The following is a 14,770-nucleotide window of genomic DNA, read 5'->3' on the forward strand; positions in this document are numbered from 1 at the left end:
GAGCACCCGCCCTCGTTCGTGGCCCGGCGCAGGTGCGGGCACGTGTGACCGCGTCGGGCACCTCGACTATGAGCCCCGCGTTTCCTGTGACGCGGTGGCGGTGGCGGTCCCACTTCGCCGGCGGACCGCGGCAGCTGCTCCCGTCGAGCCATGGCACTGTCCTGCGTCCCGGTCTTCGGGCCGCGGTGATGCCCCGCAGAGCTCGGCCGTGGGTGAGATCGTCGAAGTACGGGCGAGTCGGGGGGCAGATCTTCTACGGCGTCCGATGAGGGACACCGCGGTGGGTCGCGTGCTGTCAGTGGCGGTCGCGTGCCGCGCCTACGAGAGCGTCGAACAGTCCCTGCTGGGCGGGGTTTTCGTGGGCGGTGTCCTCGGGGTGCCATTGGACGGCGGCGAACCAGCCGGAAACTCCGGGCAGTTCGAGCCCTTCCACCGTGTCGTCGGCGGCCCGGGCGGTGATCGCGAGGCCGGCGCCCGTACGGTCGACCCGTTGGTGGTGGTAGCAGGATGCCTCCACCTTCTCGGTGCCGGTGGCCTGTTCCAGCAGCGAACCGCGCCGGATCGCCATCGGGTGCAAGACGTGGCGGTGCTCGCGGCCCGGGCCGCCCATGTCCTGGTGGAGGGTGCCGCCGAGGGCGGTGTTGACGACCTGGAGGCCGCGGCAGATCGCGAGCAGGGGCAGGCCCAGGTCGATGGACTGGCGGGCGACTTCCAGGTCGAAGCCGTCCTGGAGGTCGTCGACGTCGTACACGCTGTCGTGGGTGCCGGTCGCTCCGTAGCGGTACGGGGCGAGGTCGCCGCCGCCGGGGAGGAGGACGCCGTCGAAGCGGGCGAGGCGGGCGGCCACGCCGGCGGCGGTGGCCTCGGCGGGGTGGATGGTGGCCGGTTCGCCGCCGGCCCGCCAGACCGCCTCGACCAGCGCGCGGGCGTTGACCTCGGCGGCGTAGCGCAGGGCGGAGGTGGAGGCGGCGAAGCGGGCGGGGATCGCGATCAGCGGTCGCGCGGGCGTCGTCACAGCTGGATCCAGGTGGTCTTGAGTTCGGTGTACTTCTCGATGGCGTGGGCGGACTTGTCGCGTCCGTTGCCGGACTGCTTCACGCCGCCGAAGGGCACTGTGAGGTCGCCCTCCTCGTAGCAGTTGACCCAGACCGTGCCGGCCTTCAGCGCGCGTGAGACCTGGTGGGCGGTGGACAGGTCTGAGGTCCACAGCCCGGCGGCCAGGCCGTACTCGGTGCCGTTGGCGAGCGCGACGGCCTCGTCGAGGTCGTCGAAGGTGAGCACGGACAGGACGGGGCCGAAGATCTCCTCACGGGCCAGCCGCATGCCCGGGTCCACGTGGTCGAAGACCGTGGGCTGCAGGTAACTGCCACCGGTGCTGACGAGTGTGCGGCCGCCCCCCACTCGCAGCCGCGCTCCCTCGTCGAGGCCGGTGCCGATGTGGTCCAGTACGCGCTCCAGGTGGCGCTCACCGACCAGCGCCCCCATCTCGGTCGCCGGGTCGAGCGGGTCACCGATCCGCAGCTCCTGGGCGCGCGCCACGATGGTGTCCGTCACGCGCTCGGCGATGGAGGCGTGGACGATCAACCGCGAAGGGGCCGTGCACATCTCGCCCTGGTTGAAGAAGATGCCCCAGGCAGCGGTGGCTGCGGCCTTCTCCAGGTCGGGTGCGTCCGGGAGGATGATGTTGGGTGACTTGCCGCCCAGTTCCAGCCAGACGCGCTTGAGGTTGGAGTCGGCCGCGTACCGCAGGAAGTGCCGCCCGACGGCGGTGGATCCGGTGAAGGCCAGCACGTCGACGTCCGGGTGGAGGCCGATCGCCCGTCCGGCGGTGGACCCGTCGCCGGCGACGACGTTGAGTACGCCCGGCGGCAGCCCGGCCTCGGTCGCCAGTCGTCCGAGCAGCAACGCGGACAGCGGCGAGTTCTCCGACGGCTTGAGCACGACGGTGCAGCCGGCCGCGAGCGCCGGAGCGACCTTCCAGCTCGCCAGTGTGAGAGGGAAGTTCCAGGGGACGACCGCGCCGACGACGCCCGCCGGTTCACGGGTGACCAGGGCGAGCGCGTCGGGTGCGGTGTGCGGCGACTCGTCGGTGAGTTTGTCGGCCAGCTGCCCGTACCAGCGGAAGGTGTTGATCGCGGCGCGCAGCTCGATGTCGTACGCGTCCGTGATCGGCTTGCCCATCTCCAGGCTGACCGTCAGCGCCAGCCGGTGACGCTGCTCCTCCAGCAGATCAGCGATCCGCAACAGGACCCGGCCCCGGTCGGCAGGTGCGAGGCGTGGCCACGGCCCCGAGTCGAAGGCCCGGCGCGCGGCGGCCACAGCGGCGTCCACCTCGGCGGGCTGGGCGTCGGCCACGTGCGCCAGCACCTGCCCGTCGCGGGGCGAGACGGCCGGGTAGGACTGCCCGCCGCCGGGTTCGTCGGCGCCGTCGATGTGGTGCGCACCTGACACGTCCAGTGCCTTGGCCCGGCGCAGCCAGTCGTCGTGGGTGATGTCCAGCATACGTAGCCTCCAGGTCATGGCGTTACGTTTGAATCCAAACGATAAGCAACGGGCGGTCCCCGCAGGGGAGACCGGGGTCTCGACCGGCTTGTCGTTCGGTCGTGCGGTCAACGGGTCATGGACATGTACGGGCGAACTCGCGCCCCTGCGCATGGATCACCACCTCGGCGTACCGGTGCTTGGTGTCTGCTTCGGCGGCCGGGGGCCGACCACCGCGCTCGGTGGATCGGTCAATGCGTCATCGCGCCCGGAGATCGGCCGGCGTTCCAGGTGGGGCGCTCTCTGGGGATGCGGATCCGGAGATCACCAGGGCTATGACGCGCGACTGCCTCGACCTCGGCGGCGCGGAGCGGTGCGTACGGCCGGCACGTCGGCCACGTGGCGTAGCGGCCGGCTGACGGCTTCTTCACGCACCCCGGACTCAGGGCAAGCCCTCCCCCGGCCCGGAGAGGTCGGTGTGGCCGGTCCGGGCCCGAGGGGGAGGACAAGGACCGGGCCGGCCACACCGCAGGGGGCGGGTTCAGCCGTCGGCCGTCGTCCTGCCACGGGTCGGCCGTGCGCCGATGACGCCCAGGACCAGGACCGCCGGGACGGTGAGCTCCAGCCACATCGCCGTGTCCTGGTCCCCGCCGATGAGGGTGGTGAAGTTGGCCAGGATCAGCCAGATGGCACCGGCGATGCCGAGCGCACCCAGGACGGGGGCGATCAGCGTGTTCCAGGGGCGCGTGTCCAGCCGTTCCCGGCGGAAGAACACGACCACCGAGACGGAGGTCAGGAAGTACAGGAGCATGACCGCCAGCACCGCGACCCCACTGAACCAGGAGAAGAGGCTCAGCACCGGGTCCTTGCCCAGCAGCGCGAAGGGCATGACCAACGCGAGCGAGATCACGGTCTGCACGCCGCCGGCCGCCCAGGGCGAGTGGCGTCGGTTGATCGCGGTCAGCCCGTGCGGCAGCAGGCCGTCGCGGCCGAGCGAGAACAGGTAGCGGTTGGCGGAGTTGTGGAAGGCGAGGACGCCGGCGAAGAGGGAGGTGGCCAGCAGGATGGGCAGCGCGTCGCCTGCCCAGCCGCCGAACTGCGCGGTGATCGGCGCGAAGACCCAGGACGTGGCGTCGCCGCTCTCCAGTGCCTTCCCGGCGGCCGCGGTGGCGTTCGAGGCGCCATGGGCGGAGACCAGCATCCACGAGGTGAAGGCGAAGAAGACGGTGACGACCATGACGGACAGGTACGTGGCCCGGGGGACGGTCCTGCGGGGCTCCCGTGCCTCCTCGCCGTAGATCGCGGTGGCCTCGAAGCCGAACATCGACGCCACAGCGAACATCAGCGCCACGCCCGGTGCCCCCTGCAGGGCCGCATGGGGCGAGAAGCTGTGGGCGAAGCCCAGCCCCTCGGGACCGCCGCCCTTGTAGAAGGTCACCAGGGCGAAGACGAACAGGATGCTGAACTCGGCCAGTACGAAGACGGCGAGGATCTTGGCGCCCATCTCGATCCCGGCGGCACCGAGGATCTGGACGATCACCATGGTGACCAGGACCCAGACCCACCACGGTGCGCTCAGCCCCGTGTGCTGCTCGACCAGGCCGCTGACGATGAAGCCGTACAAGCCGTACATGGCGGCCTGGACCGCACAGTAGGCGAAGAGCGCGACTCCTGCGCTCCCGGAGCCGATGGGGCGGCCGAGCCCCTTGCCGATGTAGGTGTAGAAGGCGCCGGCGTCCACGACATGTCGCCCCATGGCGACGAAGCCGACGGAGAACAGCAGGATGACGGCGCCGACCGCGGCATACGCGGCGGGCGCACCCGCGCCGTTGCCGATGGCGACGGCGATGGGCACGGCACCGGCTATGCCGGTCAGCGGCGCCTGCGCGGAGAGAACGAAGAAGAGGATTCCCGGAACACCGAGGGAGTTGGGTTTGAGCCGGCCTGCAGCGGAGGGGCTCTGCACGGTCTGTGTTGGTTCGACCGTCTGACTGTCCACGCGGATCACCTGCCTGGAAGGGAGAGAGGTTTCGTTTCGAGCCAAACGAGTTGCCTCATAGTGGGCTGGAACTATCCAGATGACAAGGGGTTGTGTGGTGATTTTTAGGCCACCGCATCGCCTATTACGAGGCCGTAACCGCGGTGACATCCGAGCCGAACAAGGCCCCGGGCGCCAAGCGTCCGGGGCCTCACAGCAGGCAGGTCGGCGAGTCAGTCGCCGCTGTCGCCCGCACTCTCGCCATCTGCGTCGGCGTCGAGCAACCGCAGCAGGGAGCGGAGCTCCTCGATGGCCGCGTCGGTGACCTCGGGTCCACCGCCCAGGACGAGCTGGTGCAGGACGAGACCGTCCAGGGCGGCGAAGACCAGCCGCGTCATTGCACGGTTCGCGCCCTCGGGGAGTATCCGGGACAGCTCGCGCTCGGTGGCGTCGAAGTACTCGTCGTACAGTCCGCGGATCAGCGGCAGCAGCTCCGGCCTGCGCCGGGATTCGAGCAGCAGTTCGTACTGGAAGACCTGGGTGTCCGGATCGGCCGTGACCATCTCGGACACTCCGGCCGAGAAGTCCGACACCTTGCCGGTCCCCGGCTCGACCGCGCTGACGCTCAGGCTGGTGCGTACGGTATGGGCGAGCGCCTCCTCGATCAGCGCGTCGCGGGAACCGAAGTGGTGGACGACAAGACCGTGGGTGACCCCTGCCTCCTCCGCCACCGCGCGATAGGTGAGCTTGCGCAGACCGCCCCGGGCCACCACCCGCACGGCCGCGTTGAGCAGGGCCTCCCGGCCCTCCCCGTAGTTCAGCCGCTTGCGCGGCCTGCGGCCCTCAGGGGTCTTGGCGGCTCCGGTCATGGGTGCGACCCTACCGGCCCGTACGCGTACGTCGGCGTCGTCCCTACGGCTCCGCCTACGGTGGGCATCAGCGCTTGGGTGGCCGGATACCGCGGAACTCCCAGTCGCCGCCGAGCGCGGTGGACAGGACCTCTTCCGATTCGGTGGGCTGGGCTCCGACGTCCGTACGGATCGAGGTGGGGCCGGTGACGATGTGGTTGGTGAGCCGCCCCAGGCCCTCGACCTCGACCTCGACGACGTCGCCGGGCTGGACGGGGCGGGAGTTGGCCGGGGTACCGGAGAGCAGCACGTCGCCGGGGTGGAGAGTGATGGTGCGCGCGATGTCGGCGACGAGGTAGTGCATGTCCCACTCCATCTCGTCCGTCGAACCGTCCTGTACGAGCTCGCCGTTGACGTACGTGCGCAGGTACTTGCCGTGGAAGTCCCAGTCGGTGACCAGGCCCGGGCCGAGCGGACACAGGGTGTCGGAGCCCTTCACGCGCAGCATCGAACCGGCGTCGGTGTCGCGGAAGTCGTGCAGGCCGTAGTCGTTGGCGACGGTGTAGCCCGCGATGTACTCGCCCGCCTCGGCAGGGGAGATGTTGCGCGCGGTCCGCCCGATGACGATCGCCACCTCACCCTCGTAGTTGAGCCATTTGCAGCCCTCGGGGCGGACGATGGCGCCCTTGTGGGAGTTGAGGGCCGAGGTCGGCTTGTGGAAGTACGTCGGCGTGGGGGTCAGCTGGATCTGGAACTCGTCGACCCGGCTGCGGTGGTTGAGGTGAACGGCGACGACCTTGGACGGCACGACCGGCGGCAGGTGCTGGGCGTCCTCGATCTTGACCCGGCGACCGTCTCCGGCGACGAGTTCGTCACCGTCACGGACGGTCTCGACGGCGGCTCCGTCGAAGAGGACACGGCGGTATTCGGGCATGGCGGGCCTTTCTAGAAGCGGCTGTGCGGGGTGCGCGAGGAGGCGGATGCGGGCGCGCCGGTGCCGGTCCAGCCCTCGGCCGGGCGGTCGAACCAGAGGTGGACCTGGCCGGTGCCGATGGAGTTCTCGTACTCGCCGTACTGACGGGCCTTGGCCACGCATGCCTGCTCGCCGAGGGCGCCGGCCATCATCAGGTAGTGGTAGAAGCGGGCCTCGGGCTTGTACTTCCAGAACTCGTCCATGGTGTCGAGGACCTTGTCGTGGCGGCCCTCCTTGAACCAGGCGATGCGCTCGTAGTCGGCCTCACGAGCCTCGGGCGTGAAGATGTGGCCGGGGTCGCTCGACTCGTGGTCGCGAAGCTCGCGCAGTGGCCAGAAGGTGTGCGACAGCGCGCCGGAGGCGATCAGAAGTACGCGGCGGCCAGGGGTGGCGGCGATGCCGTCCGCCAGGGCGCGGCCGAGCCGCAGGTGGTCTTCCATGTCACCGGTCTGGCAGACGCCGATGGTCACCCATCGTTTGTCGGGCAGCCCCTCGCCAAGGAACTTCCACAGGTTGATGGTGGCGTAGTAGATCGGCAGGTACTCGTCGTCGATCGCGGTGACCCAGGTGCCGTGCTTGTCGGCGAACCGGGCGATGTTGTGGGCCAGTTCGGGATCGCCAGGGAAGTCGTACGGCATCCGGCACATGCCGCGCGGCAGTTCCTCGGAAGTGAAGAGTCCGGCTCTGCGCTGCTGGGCGGTGACGACGAACTCGACGGTGGTGGCCCAGTGCGAGTCGAGGACCACGACGGTGTCGTAGTCGTCACTGTCGAAGACGTCCTCGCGCAGCTGTCGCAAGCCGGTGACGAGGGTGATCTCCTTGCCCTCGTTCAGCTCCAGCCGGTCCTCCTCCGGCAGCACGATGGTGGGGACGTGGGCGAGCAGACCCGCCCCGCCGATTTCACCCATGGTTGTGCCATCCGTTCGGCGCGGTGACGGTGTTCTTGACGTCGCAGTAGAAGTCGAAACTCCATGTGCCGCCCTCTCGGCCGACGCCCGAGTGGCGGGAGCCGCCGAAGGGCGCCTGGAGGTCGCGTACGAAGAAGCAGTTGACCCAGACCGTGCCCGCGACGAGCTGGGCGGTGACGCGCTCGGCCCGCTCGTGGTCGCCGGTGACGAGGGTGGCGGCCAGACCGAAACGGGTGTCGTTGGCGAGGCGCACGGCCTCTTCCTCGTCGCCGAAGGTCTGGAGCGTCAGGACCGGACCGAAGACCTCCTCCTGCACGATCTCCGAGTCCTGGGCGACGTCGGCGAGGAGTGTCGGCTCGTAGTACAGCCCGTCCTTGCGCTTGCCGCCGATGACCGCGCGAGCCCCGTCGTCGAGCGCGCGACGCACGAAGCCGTCGATCTTCTCCAGCTGGCGCGGGTGGATGTTGGGGCCGAGGTCGGTGCCCTCGTCACGCGAGTCACCCTGCCTGAGCCGGCTCGCCTTTTCCACGAACCGGCGGGTGAACTCGTCCGAGACCGTCTCCTCGACAAGGATGCGGGTCGCGGCCAGGCATACCTGTCCGGCGTTGTCGTACTGCTCCACCGCCAGGTCCACGGCGAGGTCGAGGTCCGCGTCGGCGAAGACCAACAGCGGTGACTTGCCGCCGAGTTCGAGGCTGAGAGGGGTGAGGTTGGCGGCGGCCGCCCGGGCGATGTGCTGGGCGGTGGGCACGGAACCGGTGAAGCTGATCCGGCGGACGTCCGGGTGCGAGACAAGAGCGTTGCCGACCTCGGTGCCGTATCCCTGCACGACGTTGAGGACACCGGCCGGCAGCCCTGCCTCGGCCGCGATGTCGGCGAGCAGCGAAGCAGTGAGCGGGGACCACTCGGCGGGCTTGAGGATCACCGTGTTCCCGGCGGCCAGCGCCGGGGCGACCTTCCAGGTGGCCAGCATCAGCGGGGCGTTCCACGGCGTGATCAGCACGCACGGGCCCGCCGGGTCCCAGCTCACGTGGTTGGTGTGGCCGCGGGTGGCGAAGTCCTCGTGCTCCAGCTTCAGCAGCCAGTCGGCGAAGAAGCGGAAGTTGTGCGCCACGCGCGGCATCACACCGCGGCGGTGGGAGCGCAGGAGGGCGCCGTTGTCGAGCGTCTCGACATTGGCGAGGTCCTCGATGCGCTTGTCGACTCCGTCGGCGATGGCGTGCAGGATGCGGGCGCGCTCGGCGCGCGATGTGGCGGCCCAGGCGGGAAAGGCGGCGCGAGCGGCGTCGACGGAGGCCGCGGCCTCCGTCGCCGTGCCCCGGGAGATCTCCCCGAGGGTGCTTCCGTCGATCGGTGACACGTCGGTGAACGTCTCGGCGGACGCCACGCGTTCGCCGCCGATCCAGTGCCGGGTGTCGACGGCGACCCCGGCCACCGTGGTGATGTGTTCGGTCATGTCCGGTCTCCAGGTCTTCTGATGCGTAAGGGAGTTACTCGGCCTCGGAGGTGCCGGACTCCAGCAGTCGGCCGCCGTCCCAGACGACGCCCACCTGCCGGTAGTACGCGGCGATCGGCTCCCGGATCTCCAGCCGGGCCAGCTCTTCGGTCGGCGCCTCGAACAGCTCCAGTTCCGCGTCGCCGACCCACGGCTGTCCGGCCTCGAAGGACGCGGCGCCGGTCTCGATCAACTCGTCGAGCGCGAGGCCCTTGCCGTTCTCGATGGAAGGCAGCCAGCGGTGGTGGGCCATCGGGTGGCTGTTGACGAAGCCGTTGGTCTCGGACGGCTCGCGCAGGGTCACTACCGTCTGGGCCAGGCGTCGGTCGGCGGCGGCGAGGGTCGCGCCGAAGCGGGCACCGGCCTCGATGCGCGGGGCCGGACCGTAGGGGTGCGGACGCGTCTGGTGGATCGAACCGAGCTTCTTCGGGTAGCCCTGGTGCAGCCCGCGGGCGATCGCGAAGTCCTTGTCGACCCAGATATAGACGCAGCGCGAGTACGTCTGCCCCTTGTACGAGCAGCGGACGACCGCGAAGGCCTCCTTGTACTGGGAGCGCACCGGGTCCAGCAGCTCCTCCTTCGTACCGGAGCAGGACTGCCAGTCGGCCCAGATCAGCGCGACCGCGCCCGGGTCCACCTCGGCGAGTTCCAGCGGAGCGGGCAGCAACTCCCGTACACGTGCGGGATCGGTGCGGTACTCGATCGTGAGCAGGTCGCCGGAGTAGTGCCAGGGCGGCGAGGGGATCAGGGACGACGAACCGGTCGCCGTCTTGGGGTGGAAGTAACCACGGACGCTGGCCATGACGTTCGTTCCTTACGCGGTGAGGGCGGGCTGCTTGAGCAGCTGGGCGCGGTAGCGGGCGGCGCCGGTGGCGGCGGCGTGGCCGCCGAGGGCGACGACGCCGACGAGCTGCCCGCCCTCGGTGTGGTAGCCGACGAGCATGTCGCCGTCCGGATCGCCGTCCAGGACGCGGATGTCGGCGAGGCCGAGCACGGGGGAACCGAAGGACTGCAACCGGAAGTCGTGCTGGTCGCTCCAGAAGGTGGGCAGCGGCGCGAACGGCGCCAACTCGGCTTGCACACCCGTGAGATGAGCCACCAGCGCCTTGGCCGCATGCTTCGCCGTGTCGCCGGGGATCGACCAGTGCTCGACCCGGCGCGGTACGCCGTCGTGGCGGGCGTTGGGGAAGCGGGCGACGTCGCCGACCGCGACGACGTACGGCAGTCCGCCGACCCGGAGCTGCTCGTCCGTGAGCACGCCGTCGGTGAGGTCGAGACCGTTGCCGTCGAGCCACTCGGTGTTGGCGACGGAGCCGACCGACTCCACGACCACGTCGGCCGGGAGCACCGTCCCGTCGCTCAGTACGACCCCGGTGACGTGCTCCTCGCCCTCGAATCCGCAGACGCCCGCGCCGAGAGCGAAGCGCACGCCGCGTTCCTCGTGCCGCTCCAGCAGCGCGCGGGCCGGCAGCTCGCCGAGCGGTCCGACCATGGGCAGCGGCAGCGGGTCGACCACGGTGACGTCCGTGACGCCGAGGCCGACCGCGGTGGCGGCCACCTCGCAGCCGATGAACCCGGCACCGATGACGACGACCCGGGCGCCCGGCCGGGTCAGCTCGGCCCGCAGGGCCTGAGCGTCACCGAGAGTCCGTACGGTGTGACGGCCGATCGCGGGGCCCTCGCAGCGCAGGCGCCGGGGACGCATACCCGTGGCGACGACCAGTCCGTCGAAGGGCAGCTCCTCGCCGCTGTCGAGCACGACGACCCGCTCGGCGAGTCGGGCGCTCGTGACGCTCGTACCGAGCCGCCACTCCACGTCGGCCGTGCTCGCCTTGGGAGTGAAGGCCAGGGACTCGAAGGGCGCCTTCCCGGCCAGCACTTCCTTGGACAGAGGCGGCCGGTTGTACGGCATGTGGGGCTCGTCACCGATCACGGTGATCGCGCCGGTCCACCCGGCGCCGCGGAGTTGTTCGGCCGCGCGCAGGCCGCCCATGGAGGCCCCGGCGACGATGATGCGCTGCGTCGTCATGCCGCTCAGTCCTCGATCCGGATGGCCTGCAGCGGACAGACGTCCGCGGCCTCCTCGACCTCGTCGCGCAGGGTGTCGTCCGGGTCGCTGACGTAGGCCAGCCGTCCGTTCTCGTCCAGCTGGAAGACGTCGGGGGCCGCGAAGACGCACTGTCCGTGGTCCTGGCACTTGTTCATGTCGACGACGACCTTCATGGCCGGTCCTCCTGGAAGGTGAGTGCGCCGGGCGGGCGGGCGAGAGGGGGGAAGCAGCGGGATGGGAGGGCCCGGCCTGTGGCCGGGCCCCTGGCCAAAGGGGTACGGGAGAGCCGAACCCCTGACTCGTTTGGCTTCAAACAACATAGGAAGCCGCCGCGCTCTGGTCAATACCTATCCGGATGGATAAATTCTTTGGCACACCCCCTTGCGGGAAGGTGGCCACCTCCATACCGTTTGGCTTCAAATGATTGACCCGGGGCTTCACGACCGCGGCATCGCCCGGCGCCCCAACCAGTCTTCGCTCCGCCACCCTCCCCCCGGGCTCGACGCCCGAGAGGTGCCCCGAATCCGCCGAGGAGACATCGGTGAGCGCTCACGACACCCCATCCGTCCGCCGGCACCAGGACCGGCTCGCCGCCGAGGGCATCGACGTGGTCCGGGTGACCTACCCCGACCTCATCGGCACCGACCGCGCCCGCGACGTGCTGCTCGACCACCTGCCGTCGGCCTGCGAGCACGGCCTGGCCTTCTGCCGCGCCGTCTACCACACCACCCCGCGCGGCGACGTCGTCGCGATACAGGGCGGCATCGATGCCGGCCTGCCCGACATCTCCGTGCGACCGGACCTGAGCACCCTCGCGCGCGTGCCCTGGGAGCCCGGCGTTGCGTGGTGTCTCGGTGACACGACCGACCCGGCGACCGGCGGCCCGGCCGCGGAGTCGCCGCGCGAGCTGCTGCGCTCGGTGCTGGCCCGATGTACGGACGCGGGTCTGAGCCCGGTCGTCGGCCCGGAGCTGGAGTACTTCCTCCTCGAAGAGGACGCCACCGCGCCGAACGGCTGGCGGCGCAGCCCCACCGTCACCGGGTCCGTCTACACCGCCGGCCTGCGCGCCGACCCCGACAACCACCTGCTGCGTACCCTGCGACAGCTGCGCGACCTCGGCATCGGCGTCATCACCGGCAACCACGAGTTCGACGGCGGCCAGTACGAGATCAACCTGACCCACTCCGACGCCCTGGACGCCGCCGACCGGGCGTTCCGCTTCAAGGCCGCTGTCAAGGAACTGGCTCGCAAGGAAGGCAAGTTGGCCACCTTCATGGCCAAGCCCTGCAACGATTCGGGCGGCTCCGGCTTCCACCTGCACTTCTCCTGCGTCGACGCCGACGGCCGCAACGTCTTCCATGACCCGGCCGGCGCCTTCGGTCTCTCCGGCAACGCCCGGCACGCCATCGCCGGCCTCCTCACCCACGCCCCGGCGCTCGCCGCGCTGCTCAACCCGACCGTCAACTCGTACAAGCGCTTCGGGCCCGACACCCTCGCGCCCTGGCTGATCAACTGGGGCCTGGACAACCGAAGCGCCATGGTCCGCATCCCGCCCGAACGCGGCTCCGGAGCCCGCCTCGAGCTACGGCTCGGAGACGCCGGCGCCAACCCCTATCTCGCGATCGCCGCGCTCACCGCCGCCGCCCTGCTCGGCGTCCAGGAGGGCAAGGAGCCGCCCGCGCCGCTGGAGGGCTACGGCTACGACCTGGAGAAGTCCCAGGTCCTGCCGATGAACCTGACCGCCGCGCTCGACGCCCTGGAAGCCGACGCAGCGCTCATCGAACTGCTGGGCAAGGACTTCACCGCGTCCTTCCTCGCCTACAAGCGCGACGAGGCCGAACGCTTCCAACGACACGTCACCGACTGGGAGTTCGCCGAGTACTCCTACCACCTCTGAGCACCCCGCAGGAGCACACCATGACGAGCACCCTGAATACCGCAGAGACGCACCACGCCCCCGACGACCCGATGCCGCTCGACGAGATCGACCTCGCCGACAACGACAAGTTCCTCGACGGCGTCACCCCCTGGCGCATGTTCCACACCCTGCGCCATCAGGACCCGGTCCACTGGCAGCCGGAGCCCGAGCCCAACCAGGGCTTCTGGGCCGTCACCCGGCACGAGGACATCGCCCGCGTGGGCCGCGACGCGCAGACCTTCACCTCCACCAAGTTCGTCAACCTCGAAGAACTCGACGACGACCAGATCAAGAAGCGCGCCTCCATCCTGGAACTGGACGGCGTACGCCACCGTGCGATGCGCAGCCTGCTGCAGCGCCAGTTCGGCCAGGGCGTCATCAACGAGTACGCCGACTTCCTGCGCGGCCTGACCGCCAGGACGCTGGACACGGCCCTCGCCAAGGGCACGTTCGACTTCGTCGCCGACGTCTCCGCCGACTTCCCCATCAACGTCCTCGCCCGCCTCCTCGACGTCCCCCCGGGGGACAACCAGCAGCTCATCGACTGGGGCAACCGGATCATCGGCAACACTGACCCCGACTACGCCGATGTCCTGCTCCACAGCGAGGAGAGCGAGCAGTACAAGGATCTGCCTTTCCGCAGCCCGGCCTCGCTGGAGGTCTTCGAGTACGGACGGGAGCTAGTCCGCCAGCGGCGGGGCGGCACCGGCACCGACCTGATCTCCAGACTCATCAACCAAACCCCGCGCGACGGCGTCCCGCTCTCCGCGCAGGACTTCGACAACTACTTCCTGCTGCTGGTCGTGGCCGGCAACGAGACCACCCGGCACACCATCTCGCACTCCATGCTGGCCCTCATCCAGCACCCCGAGCAGCTGACCAGGCTCCAGGAAGACCCCTCCCTCATCCCGGTCGCCGTCGAGGAGTTCCTGCGCTGGGCCACGCCCGTCTACCACTTCCGCCGCACCGCGACACGCGACGTCGAACTCGGCGGGAAGCAGGTGAAGGAGGGCGACAAGGTCGTCATGTGGTACGCCTCCGGCAACCGCGACGAAGAGGTCTTCGGCAACCCGTACGACTTCGACGTCACCCGCCGGAACAACGACCACCTCACCTTCGGCAAGGGCGGCCCCCACCTGTGCCTGGGCAACCTGCTCGCCCGCACCGAGATCCGCATCATGTTCGAGGAACTGATCCCGCGCCTCGCCGGCATCCGCCTCGCCGGCGATGTCCCCCGCGTCCGCTCCAACTTCGTCAACGGCATCAAGAAGCTGCCGGTCGAGGTCACCCTCGCCTGACCGACCGTACACAGAGCGGTGGCCACCCCGGACCGCTGGGTGGCCACAGCTCTGTGTGCTGGTGGCGGCATCGTCCGAATCGCGGAGATGACCTAGAACCGGGCATCCTCTCCCTGTCCGACCTGCAAACCGACCCCACCACCAACGTTCTGCAGGATCCCGGGCGGCGCACCCGCGAGATCGTGTCGTACGCCGTCGCCGCCGACCCGGCGGGCCTGGACCTCTTCGGTCTCGGCGAGCACCACAGCTGGGACTTCGCCGTCGCCAACCCCGCCGTCCTCCTGGCCGCGATCGCCCAGGCCACCACCCGCATCCGCCTGGCCGACGCCGGGTCCGTGCTCCCCCCTGGATATGGTCCGGCTGCACCAGGACTGAGGCCGGGTCCGAGGTCTCCCGATTCAAAGGAACCACCCTTATCGTCAGTGTCGGCCCTGGCCTCGGCCTGGAGCCGGCGGAAGCCTTCGCCGGGGACGGCCGCCCAGTCGCGCTCTTCGGCCACGACCTGGAACGCCTCGTGGGAGCACGCAACCATGACCGTCTTGCGCTTGACTGCCCTGATCTCCGTTGGCGCCCCTCTCGGGCTTGCAGGTGTCTTATTGCGTTCGCGAACGCAGGGAGCCACCCCATTATTGTCAACCATTTCTCGATCACGCTGAGGTCGCTCTGAGAGGAACGGCCAACTTCCTTGGTCAGAAGGCATATCAGGTAGGCCGAGGTGGGACGGGCGACCTCACCCGCCCGACACGCCTGATGCACCGTTCACACGCTTAGCTTTCGGAACACTTTCTTGCCCGCGCCTCGGCGTCGTCGGCACACTACCC

13 protein-coding genes are annotated in these 14,770 nt (G+C 69.8%); 3 read left to right on the forward strand and 10 right to left on the reverse strand.

Translation table 11 applies throughout. The annotated features are described in order from the left end of the window. Positions 1 to 295: 295 nt before the first annotated feature. The 10 genes from ACTWQO_RS11945 to ACTWQO_RS11990 all read right to left on the reverse strand — a co-directional run bounded on the left by ACTWQO_RS11945 (position 296) and on the right by ACTWQO_RS11990 (position 10,906). On the reverse strand, positions 296 to 1,015 hold the full coding sequence (locus ACTWQO_RS11945; protein ID WP_443237220.1) for a gamma-glutamyl-gamma-aminobutyrate hydrolase family protein: 720 nt from the start codon (positions 1,013 to 1,015) through the stop codon (positions 296 to 298). Further along, complete coding sequence (locus tag ACTWQO_RS11950; protein WP_443237221.1) at positions 1,012 to 2,502, reverse strand: aldehyde dehydrogenase; 1,491 nt, start codon at positions 2,500 to 2,502, stop codon at positions 1,012 to 1,014. The genes ACTWQO_RS11945 and ACTWQO_RS11950 overlap by 4 nt, the downstream gene beginning before the upstream one ends. 520 nt (positions 2,503 to 3,022) lie before the next feature. After that, positions 3,023 to 4,480 (reverse strand): APC family permease, encoded by a 1,458-nt coding sequence (locus ACTWQO_RS11955; protein ID WP_443237222.1) that lies wholly within the window; start codon positions 4,478 to 4,480, stop codon positions 3,023 to 3,025. 212 nt (positions 4,481 to 4,692) lie between these two features. Beyond that, positions 4,693 to 5,328, reverse strand: coding sequence for a TetR/AcrR family transcriptional regulator (locus ACTWQO_RS11960; protein WP_443237223.1), 636 nt, complete (start codon positions 5,326 to 5,328; stop codon positions 4,693 to 4,695). 67 nt (positions 5,329 to 5,395) lie between these two features. After that, complete coding sequence (locus ACTWQO_RS11965) at positions 5,396 to 6,241, reverse strand: fumarylacetoacetate hydrolase family protein (protein ID WP_443237224.1); 846 nt, start codon at positions 6,239 to 6,241, stop codon at positions 5,396 to 5,398. An 11-nt stretch (positions 6,242 to 6,252) separates the two neighbouring features. Next, complete coding sequence (locus tag ACTWQO_RS11970; RefSeq protein ID WP_443237225.1) at positions 6,253 to 7,188, reverse strand: 3,4-dihydroxyphenylacetate 2,3-dioxygenase; 936 nt, start codon at positions 7,186 to 7,188, stop codon at positions 6,253 to 6,255. Next, the gene (locus tag ACTWQO_RS11975) at positions 7,181 to 8,644 is read right to left on the reverse strand and encodes an aldehyde dehydrogenase (protein WP_443237226.1); all 1,464 of its coding nucleotides are present in this window, start codon (positions 8,642 to 8,644) and stop codon (positions 7,181 to 7,183) included. Before ACTWQO_RS11975 ends, ACTWQO_RS11970 begins: the two co-directional genes overlap by 8 nt. Before the next feature lie 34 nt (positions 8,645 to 8,678). Continuing rightward, the gene (locus ACTWQO_RS11980; RefSeq protein WP_443237227.1) at positions 8,679 to 9,485 is read right to left on the reverse strand and encodes an acetoacetate decarboxylase family protein; all 807 of its coding nucleotides are present in this window, start codon (positions 9,483 to 9,485) and stop codon (positions 8,679 to 8,681) included. 12 nt (positions 9,486 to 9,497) lie between these two features. Continuing rightward, positions 9,498 to 10,712, reverse strand: a complete 1,215-nt coding sequence (locus ACTWQO_RS11985) for an NAD(P)/FAD-dependent oxidoreductase (protein WP_443237228.1) — start codon at positions 10,710 to 10,712, stop codon at positions 9,498 to 9,500. Positions 10,713 to 10,717: 5 nt separating this feature from the next. After that, complete coding sequence (locus ACTWQO_RS11990) at positions 10,718 to 10,906, reverse strand: ferredoxin (protein ID WP_443237229.1); 189 nt, start codon at positions 10,904 to 10,906, stop codon at positions 10,718 to 10,720. Between the two features lie 368 nt (positions 10,907 to 11,274). Between ACTWQO_RS11990 and ACTWQO_RS11995 the strand changes: the two genes are divergently transcribed. From ACTWQO_RS11995 to ACTWQO_RS12005, 3 genes are read left to right on the forward strand one after another with little or no spacing between them, the layout of a single operon-like run. Next, entirely contained in the window at positions 11,275 to 12,630 is a 1,356-nt protein-coding gene (locus tag ACTWQO_RS11995; RefSeq protein ID WP_443237230.1) for a glutamine synthetase family protein, read from the forward strand. A 20-nt stretch (positions 12,631 to 12,650) separates the two neighbouring features. Then, positions 12,651 to 13,949 (forward strand): cytochrome P450, encoded by a 1,299-nt coding sequence (locus ACTWQO_RS12000; protein ID WP_443237231.1) that lies wholly within the window; start codon positions 12,651 to 12,653, stop codon positions 13,947 to 13,949. 53 nt (positions 13,950 to 14,002) lie between these two features. Next, positions 14,003 to 14,605 (forward strand): LLM class flavin-dependent oxidoreductase, encoded by a 603-nt coding sequence (locus tag ACTWQO_RS12005; protein ID WP_443237232.1) that lies wholly within the window; start codon positions 14,003 to 14,005, stop codon positions 14,603 to 14,605. Positions 14,606 to 14,770 lie beyond the last annotated feature (165 nt).

Origin of the sequence: Streptomyces sp. 4N124 (assembly GCF_052245395.1) — a bacterium.
Lineage (GTDB): Bacteria > Actinomycetota > Actinomycetes > Streptomycetales > Streptomycetaceae > Streptomyces.